This window comes from Nocardioides sp. NPDC101246, assembly GCF_044767415.1.
GTDB lineage: Bacteria > Actinomycetota > Actinomycetes > Propionibacteriales > Nocardioidaceae > Nocardioides.
In genome coordinates this window covers 129599-147531 of the sequence record NZ_JBIWNX010000010.1, presented here as the reverse complement: position 1 = coordinate 147531, position 17933 = coordinate 129599, and the positions used below count along the sequence as shown (strand labels likewise).

Genomic DNA, 17933 nt, shown 5'->3' with positions numbered 1-17933 from the left:
TCTGGAAGGATCGGCCACGTGCGCCACCTCTACGAATGCCCCATGCGTTGGGCCGACCTCGACATGCTCGGCCACGTCAACAACGTCGTCTACGTCGACTACCTCCAAGAGGCGCGCGTGGACATGCTGCGCACGCACGCCAGGAGCCCGCAGACCCAGGGCCTGGCCGAGGGGGTCGTGGTGGCCAGCCACCAGGTCACGTATCTCGCCCCGCTGCTCTTCGACTTCACGCCGGTCCACGTCGAGTCCTGGGTGACCGACATCCGGGCGGCCAGCTTCACGATGGCCTACGAGATCTTCCGCGACCAGCCTGACGGCACCCGCAAGGTCTACGTGCGGGCGAGCACGGTCCTGGCGCCGTACGTCTTCGCCACCGAGTCGCCGCGCCGGCTCAGGCCGGAGGAGAAGGCCAACCTGCAGCCGTACCTCGAGGGCTATCCGGAGGAGTGGTCGCCGAAGCCGCTCGCGCTGGGTGAGCCGAAGCGGCTCGAGGACGGGCGCTTCCCGCTCTACGTCCGCTTCTCCGACGTCGACGCCTACGGGCACGTGAACAACGTGAAGTACTTCGAGTACTTCCAGGAGTCGCGACTGGCGCTGATGAAGCGCCTCAGCTCCCACAACGACATCAAGTCCTGGCCCTCCGTCGTGGTCGCGCAGACCGACGTCACCTACCACGCGCCGGTCCTGGCTCGCTCGGAGCCGTACGACGTGTGGAGCTACGTCTCCCGACTGGGCACCAAGTCGATGACGATCGAGTCCGAGATCGCTGACGGAGACCTCCGACTCGCCCGCGGGCAGGTCACGCTGGTCTTCTACGACCTCGAGTCCGGGAAGGCCGTCGAGCCCAGCCCGCAGGTGCGTGCGGCCGTCGAGGGCGTGCTCTAGACAGCTTCAGTCGCGCCGGTCGTCATCACAGTCGGCGCGACGGTCGTCTCGCTGGTCGTAGCGGTGTTCCCGCCGGCAGTCGTCACCGTTGTCGTCGCGATCGCCGTACCAGCTGTCCGCGTCGGCCCACGCGCTCCAGTCCCAGTCGTCCTGGGTCGCGGTGAAGTCCTGCTCGGGCATGGTCGGGACCTGACCCGAGGTCTCCTTGGACTTCTCCCCGGGGCGCGACTTCCGGGCGCTCAGCGTGGTTCCCTCGGCCGGGCGCTGCGCGTTCGGCGCCGACTCGGGCGGCGCGAGCAGATCACGCGAGGCGAGCTGGGTGGTGAGCGAGGCGTCGGGCGGAGGGGGCAGGGTGCCGACCGAGGTGTCCTCGGCGGCGTCGATGGGCTCGGGCGGACCGCTCGGGTCATCGGCGAGCGGAGTCTGCTGACCGGTCGCCTGCGTCGCGGGCCGGCTCGACTGGTCCGGTCCGATGGACCGTATCCCCCCGATGAGCAGTGCCATCGCGACGAGGGCTACGACTCCAAGCCCGACTCCGACGATAGCCCGCTGAATTGCCCGCATGCGTCCTCCGAGAGCGCTCTGGTCAACCAAATGTTCTGCTTGAGTCCAGTAGCCTCCCAGTGCTTGCGTCAGATGTCGAGAAGCGGGACCTTTGTCAGCGTTTCCTGAGCCGGGCCACCAACAGCGCACGGCGCTCGGAGATCCGGCTCCACACCACCTTCTGGACCGCGAGCGTCGCCCAGCCCGCGAGCGCCATGCCGGTGATGTTGAGGAGCAGCTGCAATACGCTTCCCCGGATCTCGTGCCCCACCCCGAAGGCGAGACCGAGGGCGATGTTGGCCGCCGCCGGGATGGTGGTGACCGAGATGAAGACTCCGGAGAGGCCTCCGACCCGGGCCGAGGTGAGCGCGAGCACGCCGGCCGCCGCCGCGATCAGCGCCACGATGAACGACCACTTGTCCGGGGTGTAGATGAAGCCCGTCCCCGGGCGGTCGGCGAGCACGTCCTCGAGGGTGATCCAGCCGAGCGCGCGGGCGATGAGCGCAGCCACCGTGGTGACGGCGATGCCGACCAGGAACCCGAGGGCGAGGGTGCCCAGCGAGCGGCCGAGCAGGTGGTAGCGATGCCGCACCAAGGCGACCCCCAGTGCCGCGATGGCACCGAACTCGGGACCGATCACCATCGCCCCGATCACCAGGATCTGGGAGTCGAGGACGATCGCGATCCCGGCCAGCAGCGTCGCGAGGGTCATCAGGCTCATGAAGGTCCAGTTGGCCTCGGTGTCGTCGTAGGCCTGCTGGGTGACGTCGGCCCACACCATGCTGTCCGCGCTGCTGCCAGGGGCCAGGTCGGCGGCCTTCAGAGCGCGGTCTGACATCCAGGCCTTCGGCGAGTCGATCTGGATGCTGCCCTCCTTGTGCACGTCCAGCTCACGGAGCCGGTCGATGACGTCGTTGGCGGCCTCCCGGGCGACCCCGGCCATCACCACGTCGCCCTCGGGACGCAGCGACGCACCGGGGAGCGAGGAGAGCTCGCTGACCGCGGGGTCGGCAGTCAGAACGTCGAGGACCCTGGGCGTCAGGTGTGCCGGCGAGGTGATCCGCAGCTGCAGCATGGGCGACATTGTTGCCTACGCCGACACCGCGGGGCGGTGTCACAGCCGGTAGGTCTGCGCGGGAACAGGTCGTGGCCGGAACGTCAGGGAGTCAGGGATCCGTCAAGGCGGGCGACGCCCGCGTCAGCGATGCGTCAAGCGGACCGGGACCCGGGCCGGCAGCGCCTAACGTCGCAGGTGTGTCTCTACGAGTCCCCTCCCACGATGATCGCGACCTTCCCGAACAGCGGCGGGGCTTACGCAGCCTCCCGTCGTCATCTCGGGACTGCGGGGCCGTGCTGGTCGCCGCCGCGGCCCTCGTCGCCGCCGTCATGAGCGTGTGGATGAGGGTCGTCATCCACTAGAGCGCACCGCCGAGCGCCGGACGTACTCGAGTACGTCCGGCGCTCGCGCCTTTCCGGGTGACATCCGGGTCAAGGAAGCGTCAATCCCGCTGTCTACGTCGTCAGGGAACCGTCAAGGTCGGGGCTGTCTGCCCTCGCGCGGGGATGCAATGGAGCCGTGCTAGATCTCGTCTACATCCTCATCACGCTGGTGTCCTTCGCCGGGCTCGCCGCGTTGGTCGGAGTCATCGACCGGCGCTTGGGCGAACCCGCCGACACCGACGTCGCCCCCACACAGAACGAGCCCGAGGCCGAGCCGCAGGCGGTGACCCGATGAACGCCGTCGTCGCTGCCGTGCTGCAGATCGTCGTCCTGATCGCCGCGCTGGCTCTCACGGTCCCGCTGCTGGGCCGCTACCTCGCTCACATCTACACCTCCGAGAAGCACCTGCGTGCCGAGAAGGTGGCCTACCGGGTGCTGCGCGTCGACCCCGACGCCGACCAGCACTGGCGCTCGTACGCCCTGGCGGTGCTCGGGTTCTCCCTGGTCGGTGTGCTGTTCCTCTACCTGCTCGCGCGGACCCAGCAGTGGCTGCCGCTGAGCCTCGGCTTCGACCGGTTCCCGAGCGACGGCGCCTGGAACACCGCGGTCTCGTTCGTGGCCAACACGAACTGGCAGTGGTACTCCGGCGAGGCCGCCGCGGGCAACCTCCTTCAGATGGCCGGGTTGACGGTGCAGAACTTCGTCTCCGCGGCGGTCGGGATGGCGGTCGCCGCCGCCTTCGCCCGGGGCCTTGCCCGTGGCCGCGGACACGGCGATAAGCAGGGCCGTGGCCGGGTCGGCAACTTCTGGGCCGACCTGGTACGCGGCGTGGTGCGCGTGCAGCTGCCGATCTCGGTCGTCAGCGCACTGGTCCTGATCGCCAGCGGGACCATGCAGACCCTGCGTAGCCACCAGACGATATCCACCCTGGGCGGCGGTGAGCAGACCGTGACGTCGGCCGCGGCCGCCAGCCAAGAGGTGATCAAGGAGCTCGGTACCAACGGTGGCGGCATCTTCAACGTGAACTCCGCCCACCCCTGGGAGAACCCGACCCCGTTCACCAACATGCTCGAGATCTTCCTGATCCTGATCATCCCGTTCGCGATGGCGTGGGCCTTCGGCCTGATCGTGCGCGACCGCCGCCAGGGCGGCGCGATCCTGGCGACGATGGCAGTCCTCCTGCTCGGTGGAACCGCGCTGCTGACCTGGGCCGAGCTGGCCGGCCCCGGCACCGCGCCGCAGCTGGCCGGGGGCGCGATGGAGGGCAAGGAGACCCGCTTCGGCGAGGCCGCCTCGGCGCTCTTCGCGGCCGCGACCACCGGCACATCCACCGGAGCGGTCAACGCGATGCACGACAGCCTCACCGCCCCCGGCGGCGGCGTCACGCTCTTCATGATGATGCTCGGCGAAGTCGCGCCCGGCGGCGTCGGCTCGGGCCTCTACGGCATGCTCATGCTCGCCATCGTGACCGTCTTCCTGTGCGGCCTGATGGTGGGGCGTACGCCGGAGTATCTCGGCAAGAAGATCGGCCGGCACGAGATCTCCCTGGTCGCGGTCTACATCCTGGTGACCCCGATCCTGGTGCTGGTCGGTGCAGCCGTCGCGGTCTCCTTCCCGGCCGGCCCCGAGGGCATCCTCAACTCCGGCCCGCACGGCTTCTCCGAGATGCTGTACGCCGTCACCAGCGCTGCCAACAACAACGGCTCCGCCTTCGGCGGACTGACCTCGGGCACCCCGTTCTGGAACACGCTGCTCGGCGTGCTGATGCTCTTCGGCCGGTTCGCGCCGCTGGTGGTCGTGCTCGCGCTGGCAGGCAGGTTCGCCTCCACGCGGCCGTTGCCGGTCGGTGCCGGCACGCTGCCCACCCACCGCCCGCTCTTCGTCGCGCTGCTCACCGGCGTCACGCTGGTCGTGGTCGGCCTGACGTACGTCCCTGCCCTTGCTCTCGGTCCGATCGTGGAGTCGCTGTCATGACCCAGTTCAACGTCCTTCCTCCTGCCTCCGACACAGAGGAACCCCAGGAGCACCACCACGACCGGCACACCGTGCCGCCCTCGAAGGGGGCGCTGTCGGCGGCCCAGATCAGGGCTGCCCTGCCGGGTGCGCTGCGCAAGCTCGACCCGCGCCTGCTCGTGCAGACCCCGGTCATGCTGGTCGTCGAGATCGGCGCGGTGGCCACCACCGTGCTCTCGATCCTCGACCCGAGCGTGATGGGCTGGCTCGTCACGGTCTGGCTCTGGCTGACCGTCGTCTTCGGCAACCTCGCCGAGTCGGTCGCCGAGGGCCGCGGCAAGGCTCAGGCGGCTTCGCTGCGGGCGCTGCAGACCGAGACCTCGGCGCGTCGGCTGCGAGGCGATGGCACCGAGGAGGCGGTCGCCTCCACCGCCCTGCGCAAGGGCGACCGGGTGGTCGTCGAGGCCGGGGAGCGGATCCCCGGTGACGGCGACGTCATCGAAGGTGTCGCGAGCGTCGACGAGAGCGCCGTGACCGGCGAGTCGGCCCCGGTGATCCGGGAGTCGGGCGGTGACCGATCCGCGGTCACCGGCGGCACCCTGGTCCTCTCCGACCGGATCGTCGTGCAGATCACCTCCGACCCGGGCCAGTCGTTCGTCGATCGGATGATCGCGCTGGTCGAGGGCTCGGAGCGGCAGCGTACGCCGAACGAGATCGCCCTCAACGTGCTGCTCTCGACGCTGACGGTCATCTTCGTGGTCGTCTGCGGGACGCTCTACTTCCTCGCCGACTACTCCGGCGCGCACCAGTCGTGGCTGGTGCTGATCGCGCTGCTGGTCTGCCTGATCCCGACCACCATCGGCGCCCTGCTGAGCGCTATCGGGATCGCGGGCATGGACCGGCTGGTACGCCGCAACGTGCTCGCCATGTCCGGGCGCGCGGTCGAGGCCGCAGGTGACGTGGACGTGCTCCTGCTCGACAAGACCGGCACGATCACCTACGGCAACCGGCAGGCCCACGAGATCATCCCGGTCACCGGTGTCACCCTGACCGGCGCGGAGAACGCCGCGGTCCTGGCCAGCCTCTCCGACCAGACCCCCGAGGGTCGGAGCATCCTGACGCTGGTGGGTCGTTCCATGGGTGGGCCCGCTGAGGCCACGATGGTCGAGTTCTCCGCGACCACCCGGATGTCCGGCCTGGACAGCCCCGGCCTGAGCGTACGCAAGGGCGCGGTCTCCGCGGTGACGGCCTGGGTCCGCGAGAACGGTGGCCAGGTGCCCCCGGAGACCGGCGTGGTCGTCTCGGAGATCGCCGAGAGTGGAGGTACGCCACTGGTCATCGCCGAGCACCGCAACAACGACCCGGCGCGGGTGCTGGGTGTCGTGCACCTCAAGGACGTCGTCAAGGACGGCATCCGGGAGCGGTTCGACGAGATGCGCGCCATGGGCATCCGCACGGTGATGATCACCGGCGACAACGCCGCCACCGCGGCCGCGATCGCCAAGGAGGCGGGGGTCGACGACTTCCTCGCCGAGGCGACGCCGGAGGACAAGCTGGCGCTGATCCGGAAGGAGCAGCGTGGCGGCCGGATGGTCGCGATGTGCGGCGACGGCACCAACGACGCGCCCGCGCTGGCCCAGGCCGACGTCGGGGTCGCGATGAACACCGGCACCACCGCAGCCAAGGAGGCCGGCAACATGGTCGACCTCGACTCCGACCCGACCAAGCTCATCGACGTGGTCGAGATCGGCAAGCAGCTGCTCATCACCCGAGGCGCGCTGACCACCTTCTCGGTGGCCAACGACATCGCGAAGTACTTCGCGATCCTGCCGGCGATGTTCGTGGTCGCCTTCCCGCAGCTCGAGGTGCTCAACATCATGCGGCTCTCGACGCCGGAGTCCGCGATCGTCTCCGCGGTCGTCTTCAACGCGCTGGTCATCATCGTGCTGATCCCGCTGGCGCTGCGCGGCGTGCGCTACCGGCCCTCGTCGGCCGTCGAGCTGCTCCGCCGCAACATCCTCCTCTACGGCGTCGGTGGCCTGATCGCTCCCTTCGTGGGCATCAAGCTCCTCGACCTCGTCATCTCCCTCATCCCAGGACTGTGAACATGAACGACATCTACGCCCTTCTGCGGCACTCCTGGGCCGGGCTCCGGGTGCTCATCGCGGCCACCCTCGTGCTCGGTCTCGGCTACCCGCTCCTCGTCACCGGCATCGCCCAGGTCGCCTTCCCCTGGCAGGCGAACGGCTCGCTGGTGACGGCCGACGGAAGCCACACGACGGACCCGTCCGAGGCCGCGGGCTCCGCCCTGATCGGGCAGGTCAACGGCGACTCGGCGCTGTTCTACCCGCGCCCCTCCGCGGCCGGTGACGGCTACGACACGCTGTCCTCCTACGGGTCCAACCTCGGCCCCGAGGAGCCCGCGTTGATCGACGCGATCAAGGAGCGCAAGGCCGAGGTCGCCGCCCGTGAGGGCGTCGCGGCCGCCGAGGTGCCCGCCGACGCGGTCACGGCCTCTGGCTCCGGCCTCGACCCGCACATCTCCCCGGAGTACGCCTCGCTCCAGGTCGCCCGCGTGGCCAAGGTCAACGGTCTGACCGAGGCGAAGGTGCGTGAGCTGGTCGCGGACAGCACCGAGGGACGTACGTGGGGCGTGCTCGGTGACGCGCACGTCAACGTGCTCCTGCTCAACATCGCGGTGAAGCAGGCGGCACACTGATCCTCGTGAGCATCGATCACAGGGCGGAGCAGCCGGCCGTGCCCAGGCGCGGCCGGCTGACCGTGTACCTCGGTGCGGCGCCGGGGGTGGGGAAGACGTACGCCATGCTCGGCGAGGCGAAGCGACGGGTCGCCCGCGGGACCGATGTGGTCATCGGGTTCGTGGAGACCCATCAGCGCGTGCACACCGGCGAGATGCTGGACGGGCTCGAGCTGGTTCCGCGCCGGGAGATCGGCTACCGCGGGGCGACCTTCACCGAGCTCGACGTGGAGGCGGTGATCGCCCGGGCCCCGACGGTCGTCTGCATCGACGAGCTCGCGCACACCAACGTGCCCGGCAGCCGGCACACCAAGAGGGCCCAGGACGTCGAGCAGATCCGGGCGGCCGGGATCGACGTGATCACCACCGTCAACATCCAGCACCTGGAGTCGCTCAACGACGAGGTCGAGCGGATCACCGGCGTACGTCAGCGGGAGACCGTGCCCGACGAGGTGGTCCGCACCGCCGACCAGATCCAGCTCGTCGACATGGCCCCGGACGCGCTGCGGCGACGGATGGCGCACGGGAACATCTACCGGCCCGAGAACATCGACGCCAGCCTGACCTCCTACTTCCGGGTCGGCAACCTGACCGCGCTGCGCGAGCTGGCGCTGCTGTGGCTGGCCGACCGGGTCGACGACGCGCTCGGCGACTACCGGCGCGAGAACCGGATCGAGCACCCGTGGCCGACCAAGGAGCGGATCGTGGTCGCGGTCACCGGCGGGCCGGAGTCGGAGACGCTGCTGCGCCGGGGAGCACGGCTGTGCCAGCGTGCCAAGGGTTCCGAGCTGATGGCGGTGCACGTCGTCGCCTCGGACGGGCTGGCCCGCCCCGAGGACCGTGGGCTGGACCGGGTGCAGGCACTCACCGCCTCGCTCGGCGGCACCTTCCACACCGTCGTGGGGGAGGACGCCGCCGGGGCGGTCGTCGACTTCGCGGTCGGCGCCAACGCGACCATGATCATCGTCGGGGTCTCCCGGCACTCCCGCGTACGCCGCCTGTTCACCGGCTCCACCGGTGACCGGATCGCCACCGCGGCCGGGTCGATCGACGTCCACCTGGTGACCCACGAGGAGATCGCCCGGGGTGCGCAGGCGCGGGCCTCGGTCGGCTCGCCGCTGAGCCGGAGGCGACAGCTGCTCGGCTGGCTGTGCGCTGTCCTGGTGCCGCTCGGGCTGGCCTGGCTGCTCAACCGCGACGGTGCCGCCGGCGCGGCCGAGCGGCTCCCGCTGGCCAGCATGCTGCTGCTGGCGGCCACGGTGCTGGTCGCCCTGATCGGAGGACGTTGGCCGGCCGTGGCCGCCGCGATCGCCGGCTTCCTGCACCTGAACTGGTGGTTCACCGCACCGGTGCACAAGTTCACGATCCAGGAGCCACGCAACGTCGTGACCCTGATCGTCTTCGTGACCGTCGCGGTGGCGGTCGCGACCGTCGTCGACCGGGCCTCCCGGCGCGCCGAGGAGGCTCGTCAGGCCAAGGGTGAGGCGGCCACCATGGGTGCGCTGTCGCGCTCGGTCCTGACCGGGCAGGACACCGCCGAGGCGATCGTGAACCGGGTGCGGGAGACCTTCGGGCAGCAGGCGGCGGTGCTCCTGGAACAGACGCCGCAGGGCTGGGTGCGGCTGGCCGGTGCCGGGGTCGGCTACCCCGCCGAGCCCGAGCAGGGCGACACCCAGGTCGCGGTCAACGACACCCATGTGATCGTGCTGCGCGGGAGCCCGCTGCGAGGGCGGGAACGCCGGGTCCTGGAGGCGTTCGCGGTGCAGACCTCGCTGGTGCTGGAATACCGGAGACTGCGGGACCAGGCCGACCGGGCGATGGCGCTGGAGCGGGCCGAGCAGACCTCGACCGCGCTGCTCCGGGCGGTCTCTCACGACCTGCGTACGCCGCTGGCCACCATGCGCGCCGCGCTCGACGGGCTCCTGGTCGGCCGGATGCCGGGGGAGGACCGCAAGGTGCTGGTCGAGTCGGCCGCCGGGTCCGCGGACCAGCTCGAGAGCCTCATCGACAACCTGCTGGATCTGTCCCGGGTCGAGGCGGGCCTGGTCCATCCCGTCATGGGCGCGGTCAGCCTGGAGGAGTCCCTCCCTCTGGCCGTCGCGGGCCTTCCCCCGGCCGCGGTCTCCTTCGAGGTCGGCGAGGACACCCCGTTGGTACGCACCGACCCGGGTCTCCTCGAGCGCGTCGTCGCCAACCTGGTCGCCAACTCGGTTCGGGTCTCGTCCGGCGGGCCGGTGCGCATCCTCGCCCACGTCACCCCCGAGACTGTGGAGGTGATGATCGTCGACCGGGGACCCGGCGTACCCGAGGGCCAGCGTGAGCGGATGTTCGAGCCGTTCCAGCGACTCGACGACACCTCGCCCGGCGGCCTCGGTCTCGGCCTCGCGGTCGCCCGCGGGCTCAGCGAGGCGCTGGGCGTCGAGCTGTCTGCCGACGACACCCCTGGGGGCGGGCTGACCATGGTGCTGGCGGTGCCGCGGGCATGAGCGAGCGCCAGCGAGCGACCATAGGCCTCAGGCCGCCGCGTCCGTACGATGGCGCTTGCGCTACGGAGGCGGCGGCATGAGCAAGGTTTTGGTGATCGACGACGAGCCGGCGCTGCTGCGGGCGCTGGCGATCAACCTGCGGGCCGCCGGCTGGGAGGTGGAGACCGCGGCCGACGGGCGCTCGGCGCTGGCCGCCGCCGCGGCGACCCACCCCGACGTGGTCCTGCTGGACCTCGGCCTCCCGGACCTCGACGGCACCGAGGTGATCGAGGGGCTGCGGGGCTGGACCCAGGTGCCGGTGGTCGTGCTCTCCGCGCGTCAGCACGGCGACGACAAGGTCGAGGCGCTCGACCTGGGGGCCGACGACTACGTCACCAAGCCGTTCGCGATGAACGAGCTGATGGCGCGGCTGCGGGCGGCTGTCCGACGGTCCCAGGAGTCCGCGCCCCCGGCCGCGACCACGCTCACCGTGGGCGACCTCGAGATCGACTTCGCGCGCAAGCGGGTCCACCGCGCCGGTGAGGACGTCCGGCTGACCCCGACGGAGTGGTCCTTCCTGGAGCTGCTGGCCCGCAACGTGGGCCGGCTGGTGCCCCGCGACCAGATCCTCAAGGAGGTCTGGGGCCCGGCGTACGCCAAGGAGACCCACTATCTGCGGGTCTACGCCGCTCAGCTGCGCCGCAAGCTCGAGGCCGACCCTGCTCACCCGCGCTACCTCGTCACCACCCCTGGTGTGGGCTACACCCTCGACGCCGAGGCGGAGCCCGAGGCCGGTCCGGGGGAGTAGCGGGAGGCGACGACCCCCAGCGCGAGGAGCAGCCCCAGGTGGCGCAGGTCGCTGGCGGCGAACGACAGCTGACCGCCGGTGTTGACCGCGAACCCGGTGACCAGCCCCCACCCGGTGATCGCCAGCAGCAGGGCGTACGGCGTGCTCAGCGTCAGTGCGGCTCCGGTGCTGAGGACGACCATGGTGATCAGCCAGGTCGAGAAGCCGACACCGGCGACGGTGAGGACCGCCGTGGCGATCAACAGGACGGCGGCCGCCGCGCCGGCGCGTACCGCCGTGACCTTCTCCAGCAGCTCCATACGACCAGCCTGCGCTCGCATCTACGCCCTCGCGGGTGTCTGGACGCTCCTCTGACACCCGCCTCCCGGAATCTTGACGGAATCCTTACGCCTTCCCGCGGGGCTCGGATGCCCGATCCGGGTCGATCGGGCTGAAGAATTGATCGGGTGACCGCAGTGACCACGGCGAGCAGCGTCCCGGGCGCCGCAGCGCCCACCGAGACCCACGAGAAGAAGCACCCGTGGTGGCAGGTGATGTGCCTGACCGGTGTCGACTACTTCTCGACGCTGGGTTACCAGCCGGGCATCGCGGCGCTCGCTGCCGGGCTGCTCTCGCCGATCGCGACCCTGGTCCTGGTCGGGCTGACCCTGCTCGGTGCGCTGCCGGTCTACCGCCGGGTCGCGGCCGAGAGCCCGCACGGGCAGGGCTCGATCGCGATGCTGGAGCGGCTGCTGTCCCGCTGGGGCGGCAAGGCGTTCGTGCTCGCCCTGCTCGGCTTCGCGGCCACCGACTTCATCATCACGATGACGCTCTCGGCCGCCGACGGCGCCGCGCACGTGGTGGAGAACCCGCTCTTCCCGTCCACGTGGGACGGGCACAACATGGTGATCACCCTGGTGCTGCTCGCCGCCCTGGGCGCCGTCTTCCTGAAGGGGTTCAAGGAGGCGATCGGGATCGCCGTCGGCCTGGTGGTCACCTTCCTGGCTCTCAACCTGGTCGTGATCGCCGTCGGCCTGGTGCACGTGTTCAGCAACCCCGGTGTCTTCACCAGCTGGAACGACGCGCTCTTCGTCGAGCACGGCGATGTCACGACGATGATCGCCGTCTCGCTGCTCGTCTTCCCCAAGCTCGCCCTCGGGATGAGCGGGTTCGAGACCGGTGTCGCGGTGATGCCGCAGGTCAGGGGCGAGGCGAGCGACACCGAGGAGGACCCCGCCGGCCGGATTCGGGGCACGAAGAAGCTGCTCACCGCGGCCGCCCTGACGATGAGCATGTTCCTGATCGCCTCCTCCTGGGTGACCACCCTGCTGATCCCCGCCGAGGAGTTCCAGGAGGGCGGCGAGGCCAACGGCCGGGCCCTGGCCTATCTCGCCCACGACTACCTCGGCAGCGCCTTCGGGACGGCGTACGACATCTCGACCATCCTCATCCTGTGGTTCGCCGGCGCCTCGGCGATGGCCGGCCTGCTCAACCTGATCCCGCGCTACCTGCCGCGCTACGGGATGTCACCGGAGTGGGCGGCCGCGACCCGGCCGCTGGTGGTGACCATCTCGGCGGCAGCGTTCCTGATCACCTGGATCTTCGACGCCGACGTGGATGCCCAGGGCGGGGCGTACGCGACGGGTGTGCTGGTCCTGATGCTCTCCGCCGCGGTGGCGGTGACCCTGGCCGCGCACAAGGCCGGTCAGAAGGTCCGCAGGGTCCTGTTCGGCCTGATCGCGGTCGTGTTCGCCTACACCACGGTCTCCAACGTGATCGAGCGTCCCGACGGCGTCAAGATCGCCGCCTGCTTCATCGCCGCGATCATCGGGGTCTCGCTGGTCTCCCGGATCATGCGCTCCTTCGAGCTGCGCGTGACCGGCGTCGAGCTCGACAAGAAGGCCGAGACCTTCCTGCGCGAGTGCGCCCGCCGCCAGATCCGGCTGGTCGCCAACGAGCACGAGGGCACCGAGGGGCCCGAGGAGTACGAGGACAAGCTGCGCCAGATGGTCCTCGACAACGACCTGGTCGACGACGCCGACATCATCTTCGTCGAGGTGCATGTCACGGACCCGTCCGACTTCGAAGGCACCCTGGCGGTACGCGGCGAGGTGACCGGACGCCGCCGGGTGCTGCGCCTGGAGGCACCGGCTGTGCCCAACGCGCTGGCCGCGACGATGCTCCACATCCGCGACGTCACCGGTGTTGTGCCGCACATCTACTTCGAGTGGACCGAGGGCAACCCGGCGATCAACCTGCTGCGGTTCCTGTTCACCGGGGTCGGCGAGGTCGCCCCGACCACCCGGGAGATCCTGCGGCGTGCCGAGCCGGACCGGAGCCGTCGGCCGCACGTGCACGTGGGCTAGCTGGGCGCGTTGATCATGAAGTTCGCCGCGTGCTCGGCGTACGCCCAGAACTGCGCGTCCTGCTCGGGGGTGAGCCCGGCGGCGTCGAGGCCCTCGCGGAAGTGGGCGAGCCAGCGGTCGCGAGCCTCCGAGGTGACCTCGAACGGGGCGTGACGCATCCGCAGCCGCGGGTGGCCGCGCTGCTCGGAGTAGGTCGTCGGCCCGCCCCAGTACTGAGCCAGGAAGAGCGTCAGGCGTTCCTGCGCCGGACCGAGATCCTCCTCGGGATACATCGGCCGCATCAGCTCGTCGGTCGCCACGCCCTCGTAGAACTTGGCCACGATCGTGCGGATGGTGTCCATCCCGCCGATCTCCTCATAAAACGTCACTGAGCCATTCTTCCACGCGGGTCCGCCCGCGCGTCCCGTGGCAGGATCGGGGACGTACGCACACACTCGAACTTTGGGAGATAACGATGGCCACCACCCGCACTGCCACCACCGTCTGGGAGGGCTCGCTCTTCGAGGGCGCCGGCAAGGTGACGCTGGACTCCTCGGGCCTGGGGACCTACGACGTCACCTGGGTGGCCCGCTCGCAGGAGCCGAGCGGCAAGACCAGCCCCGAGGAGCTCATCGCCGCCGCCCACTCCTCCTGCTTCTCGATGGCCTTCTCCAACGGCCTGGCCGACAACGGCACCCCGCCGACCAGCCTGGAGACCAGCGCCGATGTCGAGTTCACCCCCGGCAAGGGCATCACCGGCATCAAGCTGACCACGCGTGGTGTGGTCGAGGGGCTCGACAACGACACCTTCGTCCGCCTCGCCGAGGCGGCCAAGGCCGGTTGCCCGGTCAGCCAGGCGCTCGCCGGCACCACCATCACCCTCGACGCCGCCCTCGCCTGAAATGCGGTGATGCCCCGGCTTCGGCCGGGGCATCACTGGCGGCGTACCTCAGGCGTACGTCAGGCCTTGGTCTGCTCCTCCTCGGCGGCAGCCTTGTCGTCGCGGTGCCAGATGACCCGCTGCGGGAAGGGCATCTCGATGCCCTCGTAGTCGAGGCGGGCCTTGATCCGCTGGCGCATCTCGCGCGCGATCGCCCACTGCTTGAGCGGCAGCGTCTTGATCAGCACCCGCAGGGTGATGGAGTCGGCGGCCAGCGCCTCGACGCCGGTGACCTCGGGCTCCTCGATGATCTGGCCCTTGAACTCCTCGTCGACCCACAGGTCGTGGGAGACCTCGCGCAGCACGCGCTGGACCTTGTTGAGGTCCTCGTTGTAGCCGACGCCGACGTCGATGACGGCGCGGGCCCAGTTCTGGCTGTGGTTGCCGACGGTGAGGATCTCGCCGTTGGGGATGTACCAGACCGTGCCGTCGAGCGAGCGCATCCGGGTGATCCGCAGCGTCACGGCCTCGACGGTGCCGCTGATGTTGTTGACCTCGATGCTGTCACCGACGCCGTACTGGTCCTCGATGATCATGAAGATGCCGGACAGGTAGTCCCGCACCAGCGACTGGGCGCCGAAACCGAGCGCCAGACCGACGATCCCGGCCGAGGCGATGATCGGAGCGATGTTGATGCCGAGCTCGTCCAGGATCATGGTGGCGAAGATCGCGACCAGCACACCGGTGACGACACTCTTGAGCAGGGAGCCGATCGCCTGCGCCCGCTGACTGCGACGTGACGACGCGGCGTTGAGTTCGTGCGCCTCGCCGATCTTGGCGATCTTGCCGGTGAGACCAGGTGACTCCATGGTGCGGACGACGACCTTGTCGATCACCCGTTGCAGCACCCAGCGGAGCACGATCGCCAGCACGATCAGGCCGGCGATACGCAAGGGGATGCCGATCACCCATTCGCCGAGCGTCGACCAGGAGACCGAGACCAGTGGGGGGTTCGGGGGGATGGACATGGGTTCCAGTATCCAAGGCGTTCAAGGCCGGGGGCCAATCCCGGGGCGGGCCTCGACTCCCGTCCAGGGGACGTGGGGCAGAGATGAGAACCAGGACGTACGCCGGTTAGTATCTGCCTCGTGAGCAACCAGATCCTGCGCCGCGCCGGCCTCCTCGGCGCCTCCGCCTCCGCCGCCGTCGTCGCCTCTGTTGCTACCGCCGGCCCCGCCAGCGCCGAGGTCCCCAACGGCTGGCCGGTCGCCGACGCGATGACCGCCTCCGGTCTGCTCCTGCTCATCCTGCTCATCCCGGTGATCCTGATGTTGGTCATCTCCCTCCTGGTGCTCCTGCCGGGTGTGTTCCGCGGCGAGGGGCTGCTGCCCAAGCCCCACAAGGCCGAGGACGACAACCTCCCCGCCGCGACGCACTGACCCGTTTCACACGAGAACGGCCAGCTGCTGCGTCGCCCGCGTCATCGCGACGTAGCGGTCCACGGCACCCTCGATCCCGGTCCCGTACGTCTCGGGGCTGATCAGGACGACCAGGTCGAACTCGAGCCCCTTGGCGTGCACGGGGCTCAATCGGCGTACCCGGCCTTCGTTCACGTCCGAGGATCCGGCGGCGATCACACAGGCGAGACCCTCCTCGTGCTCGGCGAGCCAGGTGTCCAGGATCTCGTCGAGGTCCGTGACGGAACCGTGGACGACCGGGATGCCGGAGGCACGGATCGACGTGGGCACGTTGGCGTCGGGGAGCGCCGCCCGGATCACCGGCTCGGCCTCGGTCATCACCTCCTCGGGCGTGCGGTAGTTGATGCTCAGGCCGGCCATCTCGATCCGGTCCAGGCCGACCCGCTCGAGCCGCTCCTGCCACGACTCGGTGAACCCGTGCCGCGCCTGCGCCCGGTCGCCGACGATCGTGAAGCTGCGTGAGGGGCAGCGGCTGATCAGCATCTGCCACTCGGCGTCGGTCAGCTCCTGAGCCTCGTCGACGACGATGTGCGCGAACGGCCCGGCGTACGGGTCGAGCTCGTCCGGCTCCCGCACCGAGTCGTCCAGCAGTGTGGTGCGTACGTCCTGGCCGCGCAGCATCGACATCACCTTCATCTCGGAGTCGTCGTGGCTGATCAGGTCCGAGACGACCTCGGCCTTCGCCTTCCGGTCTGCGGCCGCGGCCGCCTTCTTGGCGCTCCGGCGCCGCGAGGCGTCGGGGTCGCCGAGCCGGCGGTGGGCGGCGTCGAGCAGCGGCAGGTCCGCCTCGGTCCAGGCCTTGGGGTCCTCACGCTGCAGCGCCTTGACCTCGTCCGGGGTGAGCCAGGGTGCGCACATCCGCAAGAACGCGGGCACCTCCCACAGGTCCCCGACGATGTCGGCCGGCCGCAGCCGCGGCCAGACCTCGCCGAAGACGTCGAGCAGCCCGGCGTTGGTCTCCAGCGAGGCACGCAGGGCGTCGGTCGCGTCCTCGTCGACCAGCCCGTACGCGTCGAACTCGTCCTCCTCCTGGTCGTCGCCCCAGTCGTCGAGATCGGCGTCGTAGTCGCGGTCCGGGTCGTTCGCGCCGTTCTCCTGGATCCTCTCGGTCACGATCCTCAGCAGCGCGTCCCAGACCTGATCGCGGGCGTCGTTGTGCGGCGTACCCTGGTCCGCCGCGGCGATCGCCTCGGTCCAGTCGCGGGTGCTGATCACCGCGTCACCGTAGGGCGTCTCGACGAGCGTCGGCTTCGACGGAGCCTTCTCGTAGAGCGCCACCGCCGGCTCGATCGCCGCGACCATCCGGGCGTCGGCCTTGAGCCGGGCCACCTCCTTGTCCGGCTCGGGCAGCAACGAGGCACCCTCGGGCACCATCCGCCGCAGCGTGGTCGTGCGTACGCCCTCCTCGCCCAGGCTCGGCAGCACGTCCGCGACATAGGAGAGATAGGGCTCGTGCGGCCCCACGAACAGCACCCCACCCTTGCCCTCGCCCAGGCGCGGGTCGGAGTAGAGGAGGTACGCCGTGCGGTGCAGCGCCACCACGGTCTTGCCCGTCCCCGGACCGCCGTCGACGACCAGGGCGCCCCGCGAGGACGCCCGGATGATCGCGTCCTGGTCGGACTGGATCGTGCCGAGCACGTCGCGCATCCGCGGCGAGCGGCTGCTGCCGAGGGTGGCGATGAAGGCCGACTGGTCGTCGAGCGCCGCCGCATGCCCCTCGAGCCCCTCGGCGGTGAAGACCTCGTCCCAGTAGTCGGTGACCCGCCCATTGGTCCAGCGGTAACGGCGCCGGCTCAGCAGCCCGCGCGGGTCGGCGTGCGTGGCCGCGAAGAACGGCTCCGCCGCCGGCGAGCGCCAGTCGACCAGCAGCCGCCGGCCGTCGCTCGCGGTCAGCCCGAGCCGGCCGATGTAGATGGTGCTTCCCGAGTCGGTGACGATCCGCCCCAGGCACAGGTCCAGGCTGAACCTGCGCAGCATCCGCAGCTGCCCGCCGATCCGGTGCACCTCCAGGTCGCGGTCCATCGCCTCCTGCCCGTGCCCGCCCGGCCGGCGGCGTACGTCGTCCAGCCGTTCGTTCAGCTCGGAGATCTGCTCCTCGAGACTCTGCCCGATGGCAGCGAAGTGCTGCTCGTCATCGGCGATCAGTGCCGGGTCCGCCTTGGCATCGTGACGGCCCGCGAGATCGAATGCTTGCAACGTTGAATCCCCTGTCTGAACAGGCACTTTACCTGTTCGAGCAGGAGATTCTGCCCCAATCCGGGGGTCTTGCGGCAAGCCCCCATATGCGCTATAAAGTTGTTAACGGAAGGGAAAGATCTCCCTTCCGTTCGTGCGTTTTGAGGCCGAGTCGGCGCGTCCTGACACAAAACCCCGCCGAGTCGGCGCGTTAGAACGCGCCG

The 17933-nt window shown here is 70.0% G+C and carries 16 protein-coding genes; 10 read left to right on the top strand and 6 right to left on the bottom strand.

Annotated elements, in window-relative coordinates; all coding sequences use genetic code 11:
* Positions 1–42: 42 nt before the first annotated feature.
* Positions 43–885 (top strand): acyl-CoA thioesterase, encoded by an 843-nt coding sequence (locus ACIRON_RS19385; RefSeq protein ID WP_402994511.1) that lies wholly within the window; start codon positions 43–45, stop codon positions 883–885.
* A gap of 6 nt (positions 886–891) precedes the next feature.
* Here ACIRON_RS19385 and ACIRON_RS19380 read toward each other — a convergent pair whose 3' ends face one another.
* Together ACIRON_RS19380 and ACIRON_RS19375 are read right to left on the bottom strand one after the other, a co-directional pair.
* Entirely contained in the window at positions 892–1389 is a 498-nt protein-coding gene (locus ACIRON_RS19380; RefSeq protein WP_402994509.1) for a hypothetical protein, read from the bottom strand.
* A 154-nt stretch (positions 1390–1543) separates the two neighbouring features.
* Positions 1544–2503, bottom strand: a complete 960-nt coding sequence (locus ACIRON_RS19375) for a DUF389 domain-containing protein (protein ID WP_402994507.1) — start codon at positions 2501–2503, stop codon at positions 1544–1546.
* A 501-nt stretch (positions 2504–3004) separates the two neighbouring features.
* On the opposite strand from ACIRON_RS19375, the gene ACIRON_RS19370 reads away from it, so the two are divergent.
* The 6 genes from ACIRON_RS19370 to ACIRON_RS19345 all read left to right on the top strand — a co-directional run bounded on the left by ACIRON_RS19370 (position 3005) and on the right by ACIRON_RS19345 (position 10852).
* Complete coding sequence (locus ACIRON_RS19370; protein ID WP_402994505.1) at positions 3005–3163, top strand: hypothetical protein; 159 nt, start codon at positions 3005–3007, stop codon at positions 3161–3163.
* Entirely contained in the window at positions 3160–4842 is a 1683-nt protein-coding gene (gene kdpA, locus ACIRON_RS19365) for a potassium-transporting ATPase subunit KdpA (protein ID WP_402994503.1), read from the top strand. Before ACIRON_RS19370 ends, kdpA begins: the two co-directional genes overlap by 4 nt.
* Complete coding sequence (kdpB, locus tag ACIRON_RS19360) at positions 4839–6926, top strand: potassium-transporting ATPase subunit KdpB (protein ID WP_402994501.1); 2088 nt, start codon at positions 4839–4841, stop codon at positions 6924–6926. Before kdpA ends, kdpB begins: the two co-directional genes overlap by 4 nt.
* Positions 6927–6928: 2 nt before the next feature.
* Positions 6929–7540 carry a potassium-transporting ATPase subunit KdpC gene (gene kdpC, locus ACIRON_RS19355; protein WP_402994499.1) on the top strand — a complete coding sequence of 204 codons (612 nt, stop codon included), beginning with the start codon at positions 6929–6931 and terminating at the stop codon, positions 7538–7540.
* A gap of 5 nt (positions 7541–7545) precedes the next feature.
* Complete coding sequence (locus ACIRON_RS19350; protein WP_402994497.1) at positions 7546–10065, top strand: DUF4118 domain-containing protein; 2520 nt, start codon at positions 7546–7548, stop codon at positions 10063–10065.
* A gap of 76 nt (positions 10066–10141) precedes the next feature.
* A complete protein-coding gene (locus ACIRON_RS19345) occupies positions 10142–10852 on the top strand; it encodes a response regulator (RefSeq protein WP_402994495.1) in 711 nt (236 codons plus the stop codon).
* Here ACIRON_RS19345 and ACIRON_RS19340 read toward each other — a convergent pair.
* A complete protein-coding gene (locus ACIRON_RS19340; RefSeq protein WP_402994493.1) occupies positions 10804–11151 on the bottom strand; it encodes a hypothetical protein in 348 nt (115 codons plus the stop codon). The two genes, ACIRON_RS19345 and ACIRON_RS19340, sit on opposite strands and share 49 nt — an antisense overlap.
* Before the next feature lie 147 nt (positions 11152–11298).
* On the opposite strand from ACIRON_RS19340, the gene ACIRON_RS19335 reads away from it, so the two are divergent.
* Positions 11299–13197 (top strand): amino acid transporter, encoded by a 1899-nt coding sequence (locus tag ACIRON_RS19335; RefSeq protein ID WP_402994491.1) that lies wholly within the window; start codon positions 11299–11301, stop codon positions 13195–13197.
* Here ACIRON_RS19335 and ACIRON_RS19330 read toward each other — a convergent pair.
* Positions 13194–13565, bottom strand: coding sequence for a globin (locus ACIRON_RS19330; RefSeq protein ID WP_091051270.1), 372 nt, complete (start codon positions 13563–13565; stop codon positions 13194–13196). The two genes, ACIRON_RS19335 and ACIRON_RS19330, sit on opposite strands and share 4 nt — an antisense overlap.
* A gap of 86 nt (positions 13566–13651) precedes the next feature.
* Between ACIRON_RS19330 and ACIRON_RS19325 the strand changes: the two genes are divergently transcribed.
* Positions 13652–14077, top strand: coding sequence for an OsmC family peroxiredoxin (locus ACIRON_RS19325; RefSeq protein ID WP_091051268.1), 426 nt, complete (start codon positions 13652–13654; stop codon positions 14075–14077).
* A gap of 59 nt (positions 14078–14136) precedes the next feature.
* Here the strand turns inward: ACIRON_RS19325 and ACIRON_RS19320 are convergent, their stop codons facing one another.
* The gene (locus ACIRON_RS19320) at positions 14137–15084 is read right to left on the bottom strand and encodes a mechanosensitive ion channel family protein (RefSeq protein WP_402994488.1); all 948 of its coding nucleotides are present in this window, start codon (positions 15082–15084) and stop codon (positions 14137–14139) included.
* A 120-nt stretch (positions 15085–15204) separates the two neighbouring features.
* On the opposite strand from ACIRON_RS19320, the gene ACIRON_RS19315 reads away from it, so the two are divergent.
* A complete protein-coding gene (locus ACIRON_RS19315) occupies positions 15205–15495 on the top strand; it encodes a hypothetical protein (RefSeq protein ID WP_402994486.1) in 291 nt (96 codons plus the stop codon).
* A gap of 6 nt (positions 15496–15501) precedes the next feature.
* On the opposite strand, the gene helR is transcribed toward ACIRON_RS19315, so the two are convergent.
* A complete protein-coding gene (gene helR, locus ACIRON_RS19310; RefSeq protein ID WP_402994484.1) occupies positions 15502–17730 on the bottom strand; it encodes an RNA polymerase recycling motor ATPase HelR in 2229 nt (742 codons plus the stop codon).
* Between the last annotated feature and the right edge of the window lie 203 nt (positions 17731–17933).